Here is a 539-nt window from a genome sequence, read left to right on the forward strand (position 1 = left end):
CACACACTGGCTGACGCGGATTTTAGTCTGGGTGCCATACGGTAACAGCATTGCCGGACTCAGCTGGCTTCCCTGCGGCGCGATGTAATCCAGAACCCCTGCAAGATTGCCTGTCGTGGCTTCTGTCGTTTGCTCTGAAGTCTGCGGTAACGTCCAGTTTAATGCACTCAGGCGCTGCATTCTGCTCTGCCGTTCCCCGTCATCGCCCGCGTAACGTTCCAGCGTTTTTTCCGTCCAGCGACACTGTGTGAATGCTATCCAGATATCATTCTCCAGCACTTCATATGGCAGTGTCAGAAAATCCTTTCCGCCATTACTGTAGGTTCCCTGCTTACAGTCAGGCTCTGATTTCTCCAGAACATTTTTCGCCGACAGTTGCTTCCATAAACTGCCGTCATCACACACCGACCATGCTTCCCAGTCCGTCAGGTATGGATAGTAGATATAGATATAGCCCCTGCGCATCGCACGCAGCGCATAGTGATAATTTTCACTTTCTGCCGGATAAGACGACGCTCCTGGTTTTGCCCACGCCGGCA

At 52.5% G+C, this 539-nt stretch carries 1 protein-coding gene; it reads right to left on the minus strand.

The window, feature by feature from the left end:
* A partial coding sequence (locus tag BZK41_RS27205; protein ID WP_366557301.1) for a toxin VasX occupies positions 1–539 on the minus strand: 539 nt, incomplete at both ends.

Source organism: Citrobacter sp. A316 (genome assembly GCF_002042945.1).
GTDB lineage: Bacteria > Pseudomonadota > Gammaproteobacteria > Enterobacterales > Enterobacteriaceae > Citrobacter > Citrobacter portucalensis.